The sequence below is a fragment of the Mycobacterium venezuelense genome (genome assembly GCF_054919535.1).
Map to the genome: position 1 here is coordinate 149,407 of NZ_JBONDW010000012.1, position 18,000 is coordinate 167,406.

An 18,000-nucleotide genomic window follows, 5' to 3' on the forward strand; every position below is an offset into this window, starting at 1 on the left:
ATGTCACACAACGGAGCTGACATCGCAGCACCTACCGTCGCGGTCGTGTACCACTCCGGCTTCGGCCACACCGCGACCCTCGCGCAAGCGGTCGCCGCGGGTGCACATGACGGCGGCGCGGCCGTCAGCGTCATCGCGGTCGACGCCATGACCGAGGCCGACTGGGACGTCCTGGACAACGTGGACGCCATGATCTTCGGGAGTCCGACCTACATGGGCAACGTATCCGCCGGATTCCAAGCGTTCACCGAGAAGACCGGCCGCCGTTGCGTCGACGGCACCTGGCGCGACAAGGTGGCGGCCGGGTTCACCAACTCCGGCGGCAAGAGTGGCGACAAACTCAACACGCTGACCTCATTGGCGGTCTTTGCCGCCCAACACCACATGCATTGGGTGAGCCTGGGTTTGGGGCCGGGCTGGAACAGTTCGACCAGCAGCGAGGACGACCTCAACCGGCTGGGCTTCTTCCTCGGCGCCGGCGCGCAGACGAACGTCGACGCCAACCCCGATCAGGTGCACCCGTCCGACGTGGCGACATGCCGTCACCTCGGCCGGCGGGTCGCCCTGGTGACGCGCCAACTCAACATCGGCCGCACGCTCAGTTCAGCGGCTTCAGGTCCTGCAGCATCGTCGGCAGCAGCTCGCTGACCGTGGGGTGGATGTGCATGGTGCGTGAGATCGCGGTGTAGGGCTCCTTCGCGGTCATGATGTCGAGTATCGCGTGGATCACCTCGTCGCCGCCGACCCCGAGGATGGCTGCGCCGAGTATTTCCTCGGTCTCGGCATCCACCACGACCTTCATGAACCCCTGGGTCTCGCCCTTCTCGACCGCACGGCCGACCCGCGTCATCGAGCGCTTGCCCACCAACGCTTTTCGGCCCGACGCGCGGACCTGGTCGACGGTCATCCCGGCCCGCCCCAACGGCGGGTCGATGTAGAGGGCATAGGTGGTGACGCGATCGCTCACGCGGCGTGGATCGTCGTCGAGCAGATTGGCCGCGACGATTTCGAAGTCGTTGTAGGACGTGTGGGTGAACGCGCCCTTACCGTTGCAGTCCCCCATGGCCCAGATGTGTTCGACGTTGGTGCGCAGCTGGTCGTCGACGACGATGTAGCCCCGCTTGTCGGTCTCGACACCGGCGTTCTCGAGTCCGAGATCGTCGGTGTTGGGCACCCGGCCGACGGCGACCAGCAGATGAGTGCCTGCGATGGGATCCACCCCGTCGGCCGGGATAACCTCAAAACCGTTGTCGCGCTTCGCGAACCGGATACCCGTCGCGTCGAGCACCACCGTGATGCCCTCGGCCTCCAGGATCTCTTTGATGGTGGCCGAAACGTCCTCATCCTCGCGCGAGGTCAGCCGCGGCCCCTTCTCGATCACGGTGACCTGAGCGCCGAAGCGCCGGTACATCTGCGCGAACTCCAGCGCGATGTAGCTTCCGCCGATGATGACGAGGTGCTCGGGCAGCGAATCGAGTTCCAGGATCCCGACATTCGTCAGATAGTCGATACCGTCGAGACCCGGGAAGTCGGGCGCCACCGCGCGGCCGCCGACATTGAGAAAGATCTTCTCCGCGGTCAGCAGCTGCCCGTCGACGTCGATGGTGTGCGGGTCGACGAACCGGGCATGACCACGAATCAGCGTGGCGCCGTCCATACCCTCCAGCCACGATTCGACCCCGTGCCGGTCGTCGAGCATGATTTTGTCTTTGCGCGCCTTGACTTTCGTCATGTCCACGGAGATGTCGCCCGTGCCGACACCGTATTCTGCGCCGCGGCGGGCGAGGTGGGCGGCGTGGGCACTGGCCACGAGAGTCTTGGTGGGTATGCACCCGTAGTTGACACAGGTGCCGCCGACGAGTTTGCGTTCGATGACCGCCACGGTCTGGCCATCGGCGGTCAGGCGCCCGGCCAGCGGCGGTCCTGCCTGGCCGGCGCCGATGACGATGGCGTCGAACTTCTGCGCCTGGGCCATCGGCTAGACGACCGCCGTCAGTGCGGCGACGGCGAATCCGCCGAGCACCGCAACGGCGTCTTCGACGAGCGCGATCGGCAGATCACGTCCATCGTTGGCCGCCACCAACCGTTTACGCGCCTCGTATCCGCCGAGCGTTCCCAGTACCGCACCCACGATCCCCGCACCGAGACCGCCGATGGTGTAGCCCCACGCCGTGCCGATGACTGCACCCGCGAAGCCACCGGTGATCAGGCGGGCCCCGAACTGGATGGGGGTCTTGCGGCTGGGCGTGTTCGGGAGCTGGTCGGTAACCAGTTCTCCCACAGCAAGAATCGTCAGAATCGTGACCGTCACGGGATGTGCCAGCCATTCGACCCACGTGCCGTCGAGGTTGATCCAGCTCAGTGCCGCCGCCCATGCCACCGCCGCCGGGGCGGAGAATGCGCGCAACCCTGCCACCACACCGATCAGCAGAGCCAGCAACAGAACCAGAAAGTGCGTCATGGCAACCTCCGAGGCGGGGAATGTCACCCGGACGCTAGCACGCACGACGCCGCAGCGCCGGGCTATCAGAAGCGGCAGAACCGGATATCGGAGGCCAGTATCGCTTTCGCGCCGATCGCAGCGATCTCGTCCATGATGGCGTTGACGTCACGGCGCGGCACGAGCGCCCGAACGGCCACCCAGTCCGGGTCGGCGAGCGGCGCGATCGTCGGCGACTCGAGGCCCGGCGTCACCGCGGTCGCCTGCTCCAAAACCGCACGCGGACAGTCGTAATCCAGCATCAGGTACTGCTGTCCGAACACCACGCCCTGCACACGGGCGGTCAGCTGATCGCGCGCGGCCGCGCCCGCGTCGCCGTCGGCCCCGTCGCGTTCGATCAGCACTGCCTCCGATTCGCACAGCGGTGCGCCGAACGCCACGAGATTGTGCAAGCCGAGCGTGCGTCCCGAACCGACCACGTCGGCGATGACATCGGCGACGCCGAGCTGAATGGAGATTTCCACCGCACCGTCGAGGCGGATCACGGTGGCGTCGATGCCCTGTGCCGCCAGATCTTTTCGGACCAGGTTGGGAAACGACGTCGCGATCCGCTTCCCGGCCAGATCCTGCGGGGTCCAGTCCCGCCCAGCAGGCGCGGCGTAGCGGAACGTCGAAGAACCGAAGCCGAGCGAGAGCCGCTCACGCACCGGCGCGTCGGAATCGGCCGCGAGGTCGCGCCCGGTGATGCCCAGATCGAGCTGACCGGAACCGACGTAGATCGCGATGTCCTTGGGCCGCAGAAAGAAGAACTCGACGTTGTTCGCCGGATCGACGACGGTCAGGTCTTTGGGATCGCGGCGGCGCCGGTAGCCGGCCTCGGCGAGGATCTCGGCGGCCGATTCACTGAGCGCGCCCTTGTTGGGTACCGCGACGCGCAACATCTGGTCAGCCACGCTCACAGCTTCCGGTAGACGTCGTCGAGGGTCAGACCGCGCGAGATCATCAGCACCTGGGTCCAGTACAGCAACTGGCTGACCTCCTCGGCCAGCGCCTCGTCACTCTCATGCTCGGCAGCCAGCCACACTTCGCCGGCTTCCTCAAGGATCTTCTTGCCGAGCCCGTGGACGCCGGCATCAAGCGCGGCGACCGTGCCGCTGCCGGCGGGCCTGGTCTGCGCTTTGTCGCTGAGCTCGGCGAACAGGGCGTCGAAGGTCTTCACAGGCATGAATTGTTTCATGCGTGCCGCCGCTCATTGTGCGGGGTGGGGCGACCGATCAGTTAGGTGCGCAGCGCCTCGGCGTGCATGTCCTCAAGGTGCTTGCCCTTGGTTTCCTCGACCCAGCGCCAGACGAAGATGAACGACAGCACCGCACACAGCGCGTAGAAGCCGTACGCCACGCCCAGCACGTTGCGCAGCTCCGGGAAAGACACGGTGATGAGCCAGTTCGCCACCCACTGGCCTGCCGCGGCCAGGCCGAGCGCCGCAGCCCGGATGCGGTTGGGGAACATCTCGCCCAGCAGCACCCACACGACCGGGCCCCACGACATACCGAAGGCCACCACGAACAAGTTGGCCGCGACCAGCGCGATGGGCCCGGTCGCGCCGCTCAACTGAGGCTGGCCGTCGACCTGTGGGGCGGTTCCGAAGATCACGGCCATGGTGCCCAACGTGACGGCCATTCCGGTGGACCCGATCAGCAGCAGGGGTTTGCGACCGATCTTGTCGATCAGTGCGATCGCGATGAGCGTGGTGACGATGTTGGTCACCGACGTGATCACCGTGATGGTGAAGGCCTGGCTCTCGTCGAATCCGACGGCCTCCCACAGCACATTCGAGTAGTAGAAGATCACGTTGATGCCGACGAACTGCTGAAAGATCGACAGCCCCAGCCCGACCCAGACGATGCCGTAGAGCCCACCCGTGACCGCCACCGCGACCGCGAGTGCGCCGAGCACGACTGCCAGCAACCACCATCCGAAGAACACCGCCACCACGGCCAGCACGATGAACAGCAACATCAGCCACCACAGATACCGCCGCACCCACGCGGTGAAGGCGCCCGCGGACGTCCCCGGCAACCGTGGCTTGAGCAGGTCCTGCCAGGATGGCGGCTTCTCCGACTTCAGCGAGTCTTCGATCCGGTGGATCGTGATCTCCAAGTTCTTCTCACCGAGAAGCATGGTGAGGACCTTGCGGGCCTCCGGGATCCGGAACTGGGCCACCAGATACCGGGGTGACTCGGGGATGGTGTAGGCCAACACGCCGTAGACCACGGCAGGCACGGCCATCACCAAGAACATCCACCGCCACGCCCCCATCCCGAGCCAGAGTTCTTCGCGGGACCCGCCGGCCAGATGCGCGAGCAGATAATCGATCGACAGGGACAGGAAGATTCCCGTCACGATCGCCAGCTGCTGCAGGGAACCGAGCCGACCGCGGATACGCGGCGGGGCGGTTTCGGCAATGTATGTCGGCGCGATGACCGATGCCACTCCGACGCCGAGACCGCCGACGATGCGGAAGATGACGACGAGCCAGATATGTGTGGCAAAGGCGGTGCCGATCGCGCTGATAAAGAACAGCAGCGCCGCGAGCTTCATGACCGAGCGCCTGCCGATCTTGTCGGCCAGGCGCCCCGCGGTGAGCGCCCCCACGGCCGCACCCAACAGTGCCGAAGCCACCGCGAAGCCCAGAGTCACGTCGTTGATGCCGAATTCGCCCTGCAAGGCCGCGACCGCCCCGTTGATCACCGCGCTGTCATAGCCGAACAACAGGCCGCCCAGCGCGGCCACCGAGGCGATGCGGACCACCTTGCCACTGTGCTCGGATTCCTCGTAATCGAGGCCTGTTCCTGAATCACCGACCGGCCCGTGAGTCATGTGACGCCCCTCCGCATCAATGCGTGATCAGGATCACATTCAATCACACGGGCGGATCAGGCGGTGCGTTCTCCGGCTTGCGAATTCAGGCTGTGGTACACCGCTCGAAGTTCGACCACGTCGAGTTGGGTCAACGATGAAACATGCCGGCGGTACGGGCCTTGCGGCACTTCGACGTCGTTGGGCACGACGAGAACCGGGCATCCGGCCGCCTCGGCCGATGCCGTGCCGGTCACCGAATCCTCGACCGCCAGGCAGTGCGCTGTCGACACACCGAGAAGTTCGGCGGCACGTAGGTACGGATCTGGTGCGGGCTTGCCGTTGTCGACCTCGTCGCCGCACACGGTGACCGAAAAGTAATGGCGGCCAATGCTATTGAGGGCACGCTCGGCGAGTTCCCGGCGGGTGTTCGTCACCAGTGCCATCGGGATCCCTGCCGCGGCCAGGCCATCGAGCATCTCTTGCGCACCCGGCCGCCATGGCAGGCCCTGCTCGAAAAGCTCACCGGTGTAGTCATGCAGCCAATCGGCGGATTCGGCCATCGCGACCGGATCGGGGTCAAGGCCGATGTCGTCGTAGACGATCCGCATGACAGTCTCGGCAGAGCCGCCGACGGTGGACTCGCGCACCTCGGGTGTGAGGACCGCACCCATGCGCGCATAGAGCGCATGCATCGAGATGTCCCAGAGCTTTTCGGAGTCGACCAGCGTGCCGTCCATGTCCCACAGCACCGCAAGCATGTACTCGATTGTGTCATGACGACGAAGGTCGAGTCACATCAGCAAAGTTGTCGGACGGCTCACTTACCGTGGAACCCATGACAATTCTTGTGACGGGCGCCACGGGGAACATCGGCAGACGCATCGTGGACCATCTGATCGGATTGGGAGCCAAGGACATCCGGGCACTCAGCAAAAACCCCACCAAGGCTGACCTGCCTGCCGGTGTGAGCGTTCTCACCGGCTACCTCGGCGACCTCGAGTCATTGGACGGGGTCTTCGACGGGGTCGAACGCATGTATCTGGCTCCGTATCCGCCGACGCTGGACGCGACGCTCGAGCGCATCAAGCAGGCCGGGGTCGGCTACGTGGTGGCACTGTCGGGCGGCGCGCACTGGTCCGACCATGCCGACACTGTGCGCGCGTCCGGTCTCGCGCACACCCAACTCGGGCCGGGCGAGTTTCTCGACAACTTCACGATCTGGGCCGACCAGATCAAGCAGACCGGCACGGTGCGCGAGCCCTACCCGTCGGTGGTGGAGGCGCCGATCAGCATGGACGACATCGCCCGCGTCGCCGCTGCCCTACTGGTCGAACCGGCACACCACGGGCAGATGCTGGAGCTCACCGGCCCGGAGGCGCTGCCGCGCGCCGAGATCGCCGCGCAGATCGGCGTCGGCATCGGGCGCCCCGTCACGTTCGAGGAGTGCGGGCACGACGAGGCCGTTGCCGCACTGGAGCCCGTCATGGGTGCGGGCGCCAGTTGGTACTACGACCTGATGAGGTCGAACGGCGAGCCGCAACGCGCCAACCAACTCGTCGCCGAGCTCACCGGAACCCCGGCGATGTCGGTCAGGCAGTGGGCCGCAGCCAACGCCGAGTTGTTCCGGTAGGCCAACCGGCGTGGCTCAGTCCTCCGGGTTGTAGCCGAGGTTGGGGGCGAGCCAGCGCTCGGCTTCGGCCAGGGTCCAACCCTTGCGCTTCGCGTAGTCGGCGACCTGGTCCTGGGCCAGCCGGCCGACCACGAAGTACTGCGACTGCGGGTGCGAGAAGTACCAGCCGCTGACGGCGGCACCGGGCCACATCGCCATCGACTCGGTCAGCTGGATGCCGGTCCGGTCAGTGACGTCCATCAGCTGGAACAGTGTCACCTTCTCGGTGTGCTCGGGGCAGGCCGGGTAGCCGGGTGCCGGGCGGATGCCCACGTACTTCTCGGCGATGAGTGCCTCGTTGTCCAGCTGCTCGTCCGGCTGATATCCCCAAAATTCCTCGCGGACCCGCTGGTGCATCCGTTCGGCGAACGCCTCGGCCAGCCGGTCGGCGAGCGACTCCAGCAGGATCGCGCTGTAGTCGTCGTGGTCGGCCTTGAACTCGGCGATCTTGTCCTGGCTGCCGAGCCCCGCGGTCACCGCGAACGCACCGACGTAATCCCGGAGACCCGTTTCCTTCGGGGCGACGAAATCGCCAAGCGACCGATTCGGGATGCCATCGCGGTGCTCGCCCTGCTGGCGCAGGTTGTGCAACGTGGTCAGCACCTCGGAGCGGGTCTCGTCGGTGTACACCTCGATGTCGTCACCGACCGCGTTCGCCGGGAAGAACCCGATCACGCCGTTGGCGGTCAGCCACTTCTCTTTGATCAGGGTGTCGAGCATTTCCTGGGCGTCGTCGTATAGCTTGCGGGCAGCCTCGCCCGAGGCCGGGTTGTTGAGGATGTCGGGGAATCTGCCCTTCATCTCCCAGGCATTGAAGAACGGCTGCCAGTCGATGTACTCGCGCAACTCGGTGATGTCGTAGTTGGTGAACTCACGCACGCCGAGGCCCTGGGCCGGCACCGGCGGCGTGTAGCCGTCCCACTCGATCGGCGTCCGGTTGGCGCGGGCCTTCTCGAGCGTCACCATCGGCCGCTCGTTCTTCTGAGCGTGCCGTTCGCGCAGCGATGCGTAGTCCTTTTCGGTGGCCTCCAGTAGCGCAGGCCGCTGCCTGTCGTCCAGCAGGGCCGCCGCGACCGGCACCGAGCGGGACGCATCCTTGACCCAGACCACCGGACCACTACGACGCGGCGCCACCTTGACGGCCGTGTGGGCCCGCGAGGTGGTCGCGCCACCGATCAGCAGTGGAATCTCCAGGCCCTGGCGTTCCATCTCGACAGCGAAGTTGACCATCTCGTCCAGGGACGGGGTGATCAGGCCGGACAGCCCGATGATGTCGGCGTCGTGCTCCTTGGCCGCGTCCAGGATTTTCTGGGCGGGCACCATCACACCGAGGTCGATCACTTCGAAGTTGTTGCACTGCAACACAACCCCGACGATGTTCTTGCCGATGTCGTGGACGTCGCCCTTCACGGTCGCCATGATGATCGTGCCGTTGGTGTCCTTGGCAGAAGACGTGCCCGCCTCCTCCTTCTCCGCTTCGATGAACGGCAGCAGGTAGGCGACGGCCTTCTTCATCACCCGGGCCGACTTCACGACCTGAGGCAGGAACATCTTGCCCGAGCCGAAAAGGTCACCGACGACGTTCATGCCGTCCATCAGCGGGCCCTCGATCACCTCGATCGGGCGACCACCGGCGGCGGCGATCTCGGCCCGCAACTCCTCGGTGTCGTCGTCGACGTGCGCGTCGATGCCCTTCACCAGGGCATGCGTGATGCGCTCGCGGACGGGCAGGCTGCGCCACTCGGCGCCTCGATCGTCGCCCTCGCCCGAGTCTTTGGTGTTGAACCTCTCGGCGATCTCCAGGAGCCGTTCGGCCGCATCCTCGCGCCGGTTCAGGACGACGTCCTCGATGCGGTCCCGCAGCTCGGGGTCGATCGAGTCGTAGGGCACCAGCGCACCGGCGTTGACGATGCCCATGTCCAGGCCGGCCTTGATGGCATGGAACAGGAACACCGAATGGATCGCCTCGCGCACGGGGTTGTTGCCCCGGAACGAGAACGAGACATTGGAGATACCGCCGGAGATGTGCACCCCGGGAAGGTTCTCCTTGATCCACGCGCACGCGTTGATGAAGTCGATCCCGTAGGTGGCGTGCTCCTCGATACCGGTCGCCAGCGCGAAGCAGTTGGGGTCGAAGATGATGTCCTCGCGCGGGAAGCCCACCTCTTCGGTCAGGATCCGGTAGGCGCGCCCGCAGATCTGCTCGCGGCGCTCCAGGTTGTCGGCCTGGCCCTGCTCGTCGAAGGCCATCACCACGACGGCCGCGCCGTACTTACGGCACAGCCGCGCCTCGCGGATGAACTTCTCCTCGCCCTCCTTGAGGGAGATCGAGTTGACGATCGGCTTGCCCTGCACGTTTTTCAAGCCCGCCTCGATGACCTCCCACTTGGAGGAGTCGATCATCACCGGGACGCGACTGATGTCGGGCTCGGCCGCGATCAGTTTGGTGAACCGGTCCATCGCGGCGACGCCGTCGATCATGCCCTCGTCCATGTTAATGTCGATGACCTGCGCACCGACCTCGACCTGCTGCAGGGCAACCGACAGTGCGGTGTCGTAGTCCTCGGCCTTGATCAGGTTGCGGAACCGGGCGGAGCCGGTGATGTTGGTACGCTCACCGATATTCACGAACAGGGAGTCGTCGGTGATGTTGAGCGGCTCCAGGCCGGCGAGCCGCGTGGCCACCGGGATATCCGGCACCGCCCGCGGCGGCTTGCCCTCGACCACCTTGGCGATCTCGGCGATGTGCGCCGGTGTGGTTCCGCAGCATCCACCGACCATGTTGACGAAACCCGCGTCGGCGAACTCGGCGACATAACCGGCCTGGCGTTTCGGGGACTCGTCGTACTCGCCGAACGCATTGGGCAGGCCGGCATTCGGATAGCAGGAGACGAACGTGTCGGCGATGCGCGACATCTCGGCGATGTAGGGCCTCATCTCCGGTGCGCCCAGTGCGCAGTTGAGTCCCACCGCGAGCGGTTTGGCATGCCTGATCGAGTTCCAGAACGCTTCGGTGACCTGACCGGACAACGTCCGTCCCGACGCATCGGTGATGGTGCCCGAGATGATCACCGGCCAGCGGCGTCCGCGGTTCTCGAACAGCGTCTCGACGGCGAACACCGCGGCCTTGGCGTTCAGGGTGTCGAAGATCGTCTCGACGATGATGAGGTCGGCCCCACCGTCGACGAGGCCGTTGGCGGCGTCGAGGTAGGCGGCGACCAGCTGGTCGTAGGTGACGTTGCGGGCTCCGGGATCGTTGACGTCGGGCGAGATCGACGCGGTACGCGTCGTCGGACCCAGTGCACCTGCGACGTAACGGGGCTTGTCCGTCGTGCTGAACTCGTCGCAGGCCGCCCGCGCCAGAGCGGCGCCTGCGTAGTTCAGCTCGTAGCTCAGTTCTTGCATGCCGTAGTCGGAGAGCGAAACCGCGTTCGCGTTGAACGTGTTGGTCTCGAGGATGTCGGCGCCCGCCTCGAGGTACTCGCGGTGGATCCCCGCGATGATGTGGGGCTGCGTCAGGTTGAGCAGGTCGTTGTTGCCGACGAGGTCGCTCGGCCAGTCTTTGAATCGCTCGCCGCGGTAACCCGCCTCGTCCGGGCGGTCGCGCTGGATCGCCGTGCCCATCGCGCCGTCGATCACCACGATCCGTTGCCGCATGGCGGCCGTCAGTTCGTCGCTGCAGTCGGGGCGGATGTTGGGCTCAAAGTTCGACTCAACAGCGGTCACGTGCACTCCTTCCGTAGCGGAAGGCGTCCTTGACTCTGTCGAGCGTGGCGGATACCGGGAACCGGAATCCGTTGCAACGCCTCTCGACCAGAAAAGTCTACGTCGTCACCCGATCGACGTCTGGACGCCCAACCCGTCGCTGCGATCGACCCGGCCCGCTCGGCGATGCGTGTCCATGAACGGCGGGTCGCGGGTCTTGTCGACAATGTCGCGGTTTCCAAGACTAACCAGATTGCAGCCGAACGAATTTCATGTCGTAGCAGCCCTCGACGATGGGGAAATCGTCGAGCGCGAGGCCGGCTGACTGCGGCTGGGTAGCCCTGGCGCGATCGTCAGCAGCAGTCACATGAACAGGGTAGTCCGTCTATGCAAGTTGCTTCTGCGCGCAAGCGGCTCACCGAGGCAACACCGACCCGCTGGCTCAAGCGGCTCATCGGCACCATCCAGGGCTTACGCTGGCAGTGTGACATCGTCGTATCCGAACGCCGGCCGGTCCGCCGACCTGCCCGAATTGGAAGACGCCATCGTCGTGGCGGCATTCGAGGGCTGGAACGATGCCGGCGATGCGGCCAGTGACGCACTGGACCATCTGGATGCGATCTGGGAAGCCGAACCCATCGTCGAGATCGACGACGAGTCGTACTACGACTACCAGGTGAACCGTCCCGTGATCCGCCAGGTCGACGGCGTGACCAGGGAACTGGTGTGGCCGTCGATGCGGATATCGCACTGCCGCCCGCCGGGTAGCAACCGCGACGTCGTGCTGATGCACGGGGTCGAACCGAACATGCGCTGGCGCACCTTCTGTGCCGAGTTGCTCGCGATCGCCGACAAGCTGAACGTCCAGACCGTCGTGATTCTGGGCGCGCTGCTCGCCGACACGCCGCACACCCGCCCGGTGCCGGTATCCGGCGCGGCGTACTCGTCGGATTCGGCGAAGTTCTTCGGTCTGGAGGAGACCCGGTACGAGGGCCCCACCGGGATCGCCGGCGTGTTCCAGGACGCGTGCGTGCAGGCCGGGATTCCCGCGGTGACGTTCTGGGCGGCAGTCCCCCACTACGTGTCCCAACCGCCCAATCCGAAAGCGACCGTGGCACTGCTGCGCCGGGTCGAGGATGTGCTCGACGTCGAGGTGCCGCTGGCGGATCTGCCTGCGGCGGCCGAGGAATGGGAGGCCGCGGTCACCGAGATGACCGCCGACGACGAGGAGATCGCCGAATACGTCGCGTCACTCGAGCAGCGCGGCGACGCCGAAGTCGACATGCACGAGGTGCTGGGCAAGATCGACGGCGACGCGCTGGCGGCGGAGTTCGAGCGCTACCTGCGCCGTAGAGGCCGTTAGACCCGTTCGGGCTTGGGCGCCTTCCAAGTTCCGTTGAGCGCATCCGGTTTCGGCCAGTAGAGCCGAAGAACGAGCACGAACGGACCCTTCGGAGCGGGCAGCCAGTTGGCCGCCTGCGCGGGGTTCCCCACGCCAGGTGACTCGTTCTGGATGGTGAGCGTGTAGCCGCCGTCGGGATCGGGAACGAGGGTGTCGAGCATTTCGGAGTTGATCAGGTAGCGATCGATCGGGTTGGCCACGAGCTGGCTGGCCGGCAGCTCGTACATGGTGAGCGACCAGAACGCGTTGACCGGCGGAAGCTGGTCTTTCGCGAACCGATACGTGTACTTGTTCGCCCCGGTCAGCGGTTCGCCCTTCGAATCGGTCAACGCACCCGGATACAGCGCCTCGGCCGCGGTGTTGCCGTAGATGCCGAGCACCGCTCCGGCCATCCGGTACAGGTAATTGCCTTTGAGGTCGGCCGCGGTCCCGAAGAACTGTGCAGAACCGACCTGATCGGTGTCGACCTTGTCCTTCTTGAATGCGTTGAACTCGGCCCAGGCATCGGCCATTCCGTCCTCGATGGCCTTACGCGTGTCCGGCGCCAGCTGGTCGGCGTCGAAGTCGCCGTCGGGCCCGATGCCGATGGTCGCGAACCGCGCCCGCATCTCCTGTTCCTCGGGTTTGACCGGAGCGAATCGCAGCGCGGCGTTGAGGATCTCGAAGAACTGTGGCGAGGTCTTCTGTGCCTCAGGCGTCAACGGCGGGGTGAAATCGATCGGCGGAGCCGCGGGCGGCGAGGGCTGCTTGAGGTACACCGAAAGCGGCGCCACCTGGTAACCGGCCTGGATCTTCTTGACCGCGTCGAGGTCGGACTCGCCGAAGAGCTGGGTGCGGTACAGCACGAACGCCAGATCGGTGTCGGACCTGATGACCTCTTTGACGCCCTCTGGCTTGTCGCCCTGCCAGCCCGGCCCGGCAAGCAGGTAGGTACCGCCGCCGTTGCCGGTGGTGCGGCTGCCGACGTAGGCGAAGTTGTAGGTGTAGCCGTCGATGAACTGCAGCGAGTAGTAACGGTCCTGCTCTACGGGCGGCACGGTCAGAACCAGCGGTTCGGTGCGCAGGTCGGCACCGACGAACGAGTACGGCGTGTCGGAGTTCGGTGTCTGGATCGCCCGGTCCTCGGGCGTGTACACCCGGGCCGTGTTGTGGATCTCGTTCCAGCCGCCCTTGTACTCGGGATCCTCCTTGTCGACGAAGTACGCGTACTGGACCCGGTAGTTGTCGACCATCGGGAAGCCGTAGATGTAGGCCTCTTTGGCGATAGCCCGTACCTGGTCGAGCGGCACCGCCTGGGGCGGCGGGGCGGGCGCCGGCTGATCTGGTTGTTCGGGCTCGGTGGCGCACGCCACCAGGCTGACCGCGAGCAACAGAACCACAGCCAGAACGCGCACGGTCAGCTCTCCAGGGCTTCGGTGCGGGCACTGGTCGAGCGCCCGAGCGCGGCCGCCTCGGCGTCGAGCCTTGGCAGCAATTCCGGGGTGAACTTGCGGATGTCGCGCTCGGCGAGCGGCGTGGCCACCACCGGGCGGATCCAGCGGAACAAACCGACCCAGTCCGGACAGTAGATGCGCTTCTTGCGGCCTTCGATGCCCTTGACGAAGGCCTCACCGCACTTCGCCACGGTCGTGGTCTGCTTGAGCGGGCCCGGCATCTTCGCGAGCATCTCCCGGAACGTCGATAGATCCGCTTTGGCGTCCTGCACGAGCGGCGTGTCGATCCAGCTCATGTGCGCCGAGCCGACGTCGACGCCGAGGTGCGCGACCTCGAGCCGCAGCGTGTTCGCGAAGTACTCGGCACCGGCCTTCGACGCGTGGTAGGCGGCCAGACCGGGCGCGGATGTGAACGCCGCGAGCGACGACACGACCAGGACGTAGCCACGCCGGTCGATCACGGCGGGCAGCGTGGCCCGCACGGTGTTGAACACGCCGACCACGTTGACGTCGATGACACGTTTGAACGCCTCGGGATCCACCTGCATGACCGAGCCGAAGCTCGCGATACCGGCGTTGGCCATCACGATGTCGATGCCGCCGAAGCGTTCGACGGCGGCATCCGCGGCTTTCTGCATCGCGGGCAGGTCCCGCACGTCGGCGAGCGCGGTCACCACGTGTTCGTCGCCGAGTTCGGCGGCCAGCGCGGTCAACGGCGCCTCGTCCAGATCGGTGAGGACGAGTTTGGCACCCTTCTTCCGCAGTCGTCGGGCGACTTCCTCCCCGACGCCACGGGCACCACCGGTGATGAAGACGACCTTGCCGTTGACTGAGCGCATGGCGGACATAGTCGCCTAACGTACCCGCCGGTTGAGTTAGAGGTCCACACCCAACAACGCGTCGACGGTGGCGGCCACCAGCCGGCCGGATTCGGTGTCGTGCCCGCCGTATGACAACGCGTCGGTACACCAACCATCAACCGCCGCAAGGACTTTCGGGGTGTCCAGATCATCGGCGAGGTATTGCCGGACGCGTGCCACCACATCGGTCGCATCCGGCGCGGCCGGCAGGGCCGTCGCACTGCGCCAGCGTGCGAGCCGGGCGTTGGCCTCGTCGAGCACCTGCTGGCTCCAGGACCGATCGGCACGATAGTGCCCTGCCAGGAGTCCGAGCCGGATCGCACCAGGATCGACCCCGTCGGCGCGCAACCGTGACACCAACACGAGGTTGCCCCGGCTCTTGCTCATCTTGTGGCCGTCCCAGCCGATCATGCCTGCGTGCACGTAGTGGCGGGCGAATCGCCGCTCCCCCGTGACCGACTCGGCATGCGCGGCCGAGAATTCGTGGTGCGGGAAGATCAGGTCGCTACCGCCGCCCTGGATGTCGAGTCCGGTGCCGATGCGGGTGAGCGCGATCGCCGAACACTCGACGTGCCAGCCGGGCCGGCCCGGTCCGAACGGCGACGGCCAGCTCGGTTCGCCGGGTCGGTGCGCGCGCCACAACAGCGCGTCGAGTTCGTCGCTCTTGCCGGGCCGGTCGGGGTCACCGCCGCGTTCACCGAACAGCCGCAGCATCGTCTCGCGGTCGTATCCGGACTCATAGCCGAACTGCGTGGTGGCGTCGGCCCGGTAATAGACGTCGGGATATCCGGGCTCGTTGGGGTCGTCGACGACGTAAGCCGCGCCGGATGCCAACAGTTTCTCGACGACCTCGATCACCTCGGCGATGGCGTCGGTGGCTGCCACATAGTCGTGCGGCGGCAACACCCGAAGCGCGGTCATGTCCTCGCGGAACAACTGGGTCTCGCGGTCACCGAGCGCGCGCCAGTCGATACCGTCGCGCTCGGCCCGCTCGAACAGCGGATCGTCGACGTCGGTGATGTTCTGCACGTAATGCACGGTGTGCCCGGCATCGAGCCACAACCGGTGGACCAAGTCGAACGTCAGATAGGTCGCGGCATGGCCGAGGTGGGTCGCGTCGTACGGCGTGATGCCGCACACGTACATGGTGGCGGTGGGACCCGGCGAAACCGGGCGCACCTGCCGGTCTGCGCTGTCGTAGAGCCGCAACTGCGGACCGCGCCCCGGCACCACGGGGATCTGGGGAGCCGACCACGATCGCATGGCATCGACTTTAAGGTGCTCGCTCAGGACGGCCTCCCGCCGGTCGGTCCCGCACAGTTCAGGTAGACAGACAACGTCGCGCGCCGATCCATTCCCGGCCGGGCCGTCACCGTGCCTTCACCGGGCCAATCCGATCGCGTCCAACAGCACCGGCGCCAGTTCGGGCCGGCACATGACGAAATCAGGCAGGTAGGGGTCGGGCCGGTTGTATCGCAGCTCCGAACCGTCCAGACGCGAGGCGTGCAGACCCGCCGCGAGCACCACCCCGGCGGGTGCGGCCGAATCCCACTCCCACTGGCCGCCGGCGTGGATGTAGGCGTCGACGTCGCCGCGCACCACGGCCATCGCCTTCGCACCCGCCGAACCGATGCGCACCATGCGGAAGTCGAGGTGCTCGCGCATCCGCCACAGCACCGGCGGCGGACGGTTGGAGCTTGCGGTGATCAGGATCGGGCCGTCTCGGCGAGGTGGCGGCGGGGTGATGGTGTCACTGCGGTACACCTCGCCGCGCGCCGGGAGTGCCACCACCGCGTCGGACAGGCCGCCGTGCGGCCCGAACGAGCGCTGCCACAATGCGATGTGCACCGCCCAGTCTTCGCGGCCCGGCAAGGAGAACTCCCGGGTGCCGTCGACGGGGTCGACGATCCACACCCGGTCGGCGTCGACGCGTGCGAGGTCGTCGACGGCTTCCTCGCTCAGCACCGAATCGCCCGGCCGGGCTTGCGCTAGCCGGTCCAGGATCAGGGCGTTCGACCGGCGGTCGCCTTCGTCGCCGAGGTAGTACGGATCGTAGAAACCGACCTCGTCGCGGACGGTCAGCAACAACTCCCCGGCCTCCTTGGCCACGGCTGCGGCCACGTCGGCGTCGGTAAGTGTCACCGAGCCAGTATCGGTGCCGTGAACTTTCGGTGTCGGGCCGGGGCAGCCCAATCGGTCCCGGCTAGAACGCAGGCCACGGGATCGGCCTGCGCCGGTCCGGCATCGGCATCACCGGGTTGCCCAGCAGCGCAACGATTCTCGCGTGCAGCGCGGCGATCTCGCGGTCGGTGACCAGACCGCACAACTGTTCTCCCAGCCCACTGCCGAACCCGTCGCGCAGGGCCGCGACCTCGGCCAGGGTGTCATCGTCGACGGGCTTGCCCGCCCAGCCCCACAGCACCGTGCGCAACTTGTCCTCGACGTGCAGGCTCACGCCGTGGTCCACGCCGTACACCTGACCGTCGACGCCGGACAGGATGTGCCCGCCCTTGCGGTCGGCATTGTTGATCAGCACGTCGAACACCGCGAGCCGAAACAGCCGCGGATCGTCGGCGTGCACGAGCGTCACCTCGTCACCCGCGTAGTCGTAGGCCTGCAGGATCGGCAGGAACCCGGGCGGGATGTGCCCAGCGGGGAGCAGATCCACCAGGTCGGGTCCCGACTCCGGTTCGTCGCCCACCTCGTCCCCGGGTTGGTCGACCCACAGCTGCAACATGCCCGGTCCGGCCGGACCATCGCGAATGATGGTGTATGGCACGACGTTCCAGCCCAGCGCGGCGGAGACGAGGTAGGCGGCGAGCTCGCGGCCCGCCAACGTGCCGTCCGGGAAGTCCCACAGCGGCGCCTCGCCGGCCACGGGCTTGTACACGCAGTGCACCTCGCGGTCCCGTAGGTGCGCCTCGCACAGGAAGGTGGCGTTACTGGCCGACCGGATCCGGCCGATCACCGTCAACTCACCGTTGTCCAGCACCTCGCCGTCGGATCTGGATTGGCCGGGCCCGCCGTCAGCCGTCGACGTCATCTTCAGGTTCGGCCGTGACGCCGCGCCGGTAGCCGTTGGTGCGTACGCAGATATGACCGTCCGGATCGAGCGGCTCGTCACACAGCGGGCACGGCGGGCGCCCGGCCGAGATCACCCGGTTGGACCGCGTCGCGAATTCCCGAGCCGATTCCGGCGTCAGGAACACCCGCACGGCGTCCGGGCCCTCTTCAGCGTCGTCGAGTACGACGGAGGCATCGAACTCACCGTCCGACACCGCGAGCAGTTCGACGACGATCGTCTGCGCTTCCGAGTCCCAGCCCAGCCCCATGGTGCCGACCCGGAATTCGGCGTCCACGGGGGTGATGAGCGGCCGCAGATCGGCCACCTCTCCGGTGTCTGGCGGGATGGGCGTGCCGAACCGGCGGTTGACCTCGAGCAGCAGTGCGGCGATACGCTCCGCCAAGACGGCGACCTGCTGCTTTTCGAGCACGACGGAGATCACCCGCTTGTCGTGAACGGCCTGCAGGTAGAAGGTCCGATTACCGGGTTGGCCGACCGTCCCGGCCACGAAGCGGTCGGGCATGCGGAAGACGTGAATTGCGCGGGCCATGGCACCTTCCAAAAT

Annotated in this window: 17 protein-coding genes; 3 read left to right on the forward strand and 14 right to left on the reverse strand. The window is 66.5% G+C overall.

All coding sequences use genetic code 11. From position 1 onward, the window contains the following. Positions 1-648, forward strand: coding sequence for a flavodoxin family protein (locus ACRCUN_RS20565; protein ID WP_462143466.1), 648 nt, complete (start codon positions 1-3; stop codon positions 646-648). On the opposite strand, the gene ACRCUN_RS20570 is transcribed toward ACRCUN_RS20565, so the two are convergent. The 6 genes from ACRCUN_RS20570 to ACRCUN_RS20595 all read right to left on the reverse strand — a co-directional run bounded on the left by ACRCUN_RS20570 (position 599) and on the right by ACRCUN_RS20595 (position 6,060). Next, on the reverse strand, positions 599-1,975 hold the full coding sequence (locus tag ACRCUN_RS20570; RefSeq protein WP_462143467.1) for an FAD-containing oxidoreductase: 1,377 nt from the start codon (positions 1,973-1,975) through the stop codon (positions 599-601). The genes ACRCUN_RS20565 and ACRCUN_RS20570 overlap by 50 nt on opposite strands. Before the next feature lie 3 nt (positions 1,976-1,978). Then, positions 1,979-2,461 carry a DUF4126 domain-containing protein gene (locus ACRCUN_RS20575; protein WP_462143468.1) on the reverse strand — a complete coding sequence of 161 codons (483 nt, stop codon included), beginning with the start codon at positions 2,459-2,461 and terminating at the stop codon, positions 1,979-1,981. 65 nt (positions 2,462-2,526) lie between these two features. Beyond that, on the reverse strand, positions 2,527-3,381 hold the full coding sequence (gene hisG / locus ACRCUN_RS20580) for an ATP phosphoribosyltransferase (RefSeq protein ID WP_462143513.1): 855 nt from the start codon (positions 3,379-3,381) through the stop codon (positions 2,527-2,529). A 14-nt stretch (positions 3,382-3,395) separates the two neighbouring features. After that, positions 3,396-3,677: a phosphoribosyl-ATP diphosphatase gene (locus ACRCUN_RS20585; protein WP_067858838.1), complete on the reverse strand. Its 282-nt coding sequence runs from the start codon at positions 3,675-3,677 to the stop codon at positions 3,396-3,398. Between the two features lie 41 nt (positions 3,678-3,718). Beyond that, a complete protein-coding gene (locus ACRCUN_RS20590; protein ID WP_462143469.1) occupies positions 3,719-5,320 on the reverse strand; it encodes a sugar porter family MFS transporter in 1,602 nt (533 codons plus the stop codon). Between the two features lie 56 nt (positions 5,321-5,376). Next, positions 5,377-6,060 (reverse strand): HAD family hydrolase, encoded by a 684-nt coding sequence (locus tag ACRCUN_RS20595; RefSeq protein WP_462143470.1) that lies wholly within the window; start codon positions 6,058-6,060, stop codon positions 5,377-5,379. Positions 6,061-6,137: 77 nt separating this feature from the next. Between ACRCUN_RS20595 and ACRCUN_RS20600 the strand changes: the two genes are divergently transcribed. Continuing rightward, complete coding sequence (locus ACRCUN_RS20600; RefSeq protein WP_462143471.1) at positions 6,138-6,932, forward strand: NmrA family NAD(P)-binding protein; 795 nt, start codon at positions 6,138-6,140, stop codon at positions 6,930-6,932. Between the two features lie 15 nt (positions 6,933-6,947). Here the strand turns inward: ACRCUN_RS20600 and metH are convergent, their stop codons facing one another. Then, positions 6,948-10,697: a methionine synthase gene (metH, locus tag ACRCUN_RS20605; protein ID WP_462143472.1), complete on the reverse strand. Its 3,750-nt coding sequence runs from the start codon at positions 10,695-10,697 to the stop codon at positions 6,948-6,950. Between the two features lie 223 nt (positions 10,698-10,920). Beyond that, positions 10,921-11,043, reverse strand: coding sequence for a hypothetical protein (locus tag ACRCUN_RS20610; RefSeq protein ID WP_462143473.1), 123 nt, complete (start codon positions 11,041-11,043; stop codon positions 10,921-10,923). 117 nt (positions 11,044-11,160) lie between these two features. On the opposite strand from ACRCUN_RS20610, the gene ACRCUN_RS20615 reads away from it, so the two are divergent. Further along, entirely contained in the window at positions 11,161-12,039 is an 879-nt protein-coding gene (locus ACRCUN_RS20615; protein WP_462143474.1) for a PAC2 family protein, read from the forward strand. Here the strand turns inward: ACRCUN_RS20615 and ACRCUN_RS20620 are convergent. The 6 genes from ACRCUN_RS20620 to ACRCUN_RS20645 form a co-directional block, all read right to left on the reverse strand. Continuing rightward, positions 12,036-13,472 (reverse strand): DUF1254 domain-containing protein, encoded by a 1,437-nt coding sequence (locus ACRCUN_RS20620; protein WP_462143475.1) that lies wholly within the window; start codon positions 13,470-13,472, stop codon positions 12,036-12,038. The two genes, ACRCUN_RS20615 and ACRCUN_RS20620, sit on opposite strands and share 4 nt — an antisense overlap. 2 nt (positions 13,473-13,474) lie before the next feature. Further along, complete coding sequence (locus ACRCUN_RS20625; RefSeq protein ID WP_462143476.1) at positions 13,475-14,350, reverse strand: SDR family oxidoreductase; 876 nt, start codon at positions 14,348-14,350, stop codon at positions 13,475-13,477. 36 nt (positions 14,351-14,386) lie between these two features. Then, positions 14,387-15,634, reverse strand: coding sequence for a cysteine--1-D-myo-inosityl 2-amino-2-deoxy-alpha-D-glucopyranoside ligase (gene mshC, locus ACRCUN_RS20630; RefSeq protein WP_462143477.1), 1,248 nt, complete (start codon positions 15,632-15,634; stop codon positions 14,387-14,389). A gap of 117 nt (positions 15,635-15,751) precedes the next feature. Further along, positions 15,752-16,513: a 3'(2'),5'-bisphosphate nucleotidase CysQ gene (locus ACRCUN_RS20635; RefSeq protein WP_462143478.1), complete on the reverse strand. Its 762-nt coding sequence runs from the start codon at positions 16,511-16,513 to the stop codon at positions 15,752-15,754. A 61-nt stretch (positions 16,514-16,574) separates the two neighbouring features. Beyond that, positions 16,575-17,414 (reverse strand): Rv2133c family protein, encoded by an 840-nt coding sequence (locus ACRCUN_RS20640; RefSeq protein ID WP_462143479.1) that lies wholly within the window; start codon positions 17,412-17,414, stop codon positions 16,575-16,577. Further along, positions 17,398-17,985, reverse strand: coding sequence for an Rv2134c family protein (locus ACRCUN_RS20645; protein ID WP_067858865.1), 588 nt, complete (start codon positions 17,983-17,985; stop codon positions 17,398-17,400). The genes ACRCUN_RS20640 and ACRCUN_RS20645 overlap by 17 nt, the downstream gene beginning before the upstream one ends. Positions 17,986-18,000 lie beyond the last annotated feature (15 nt).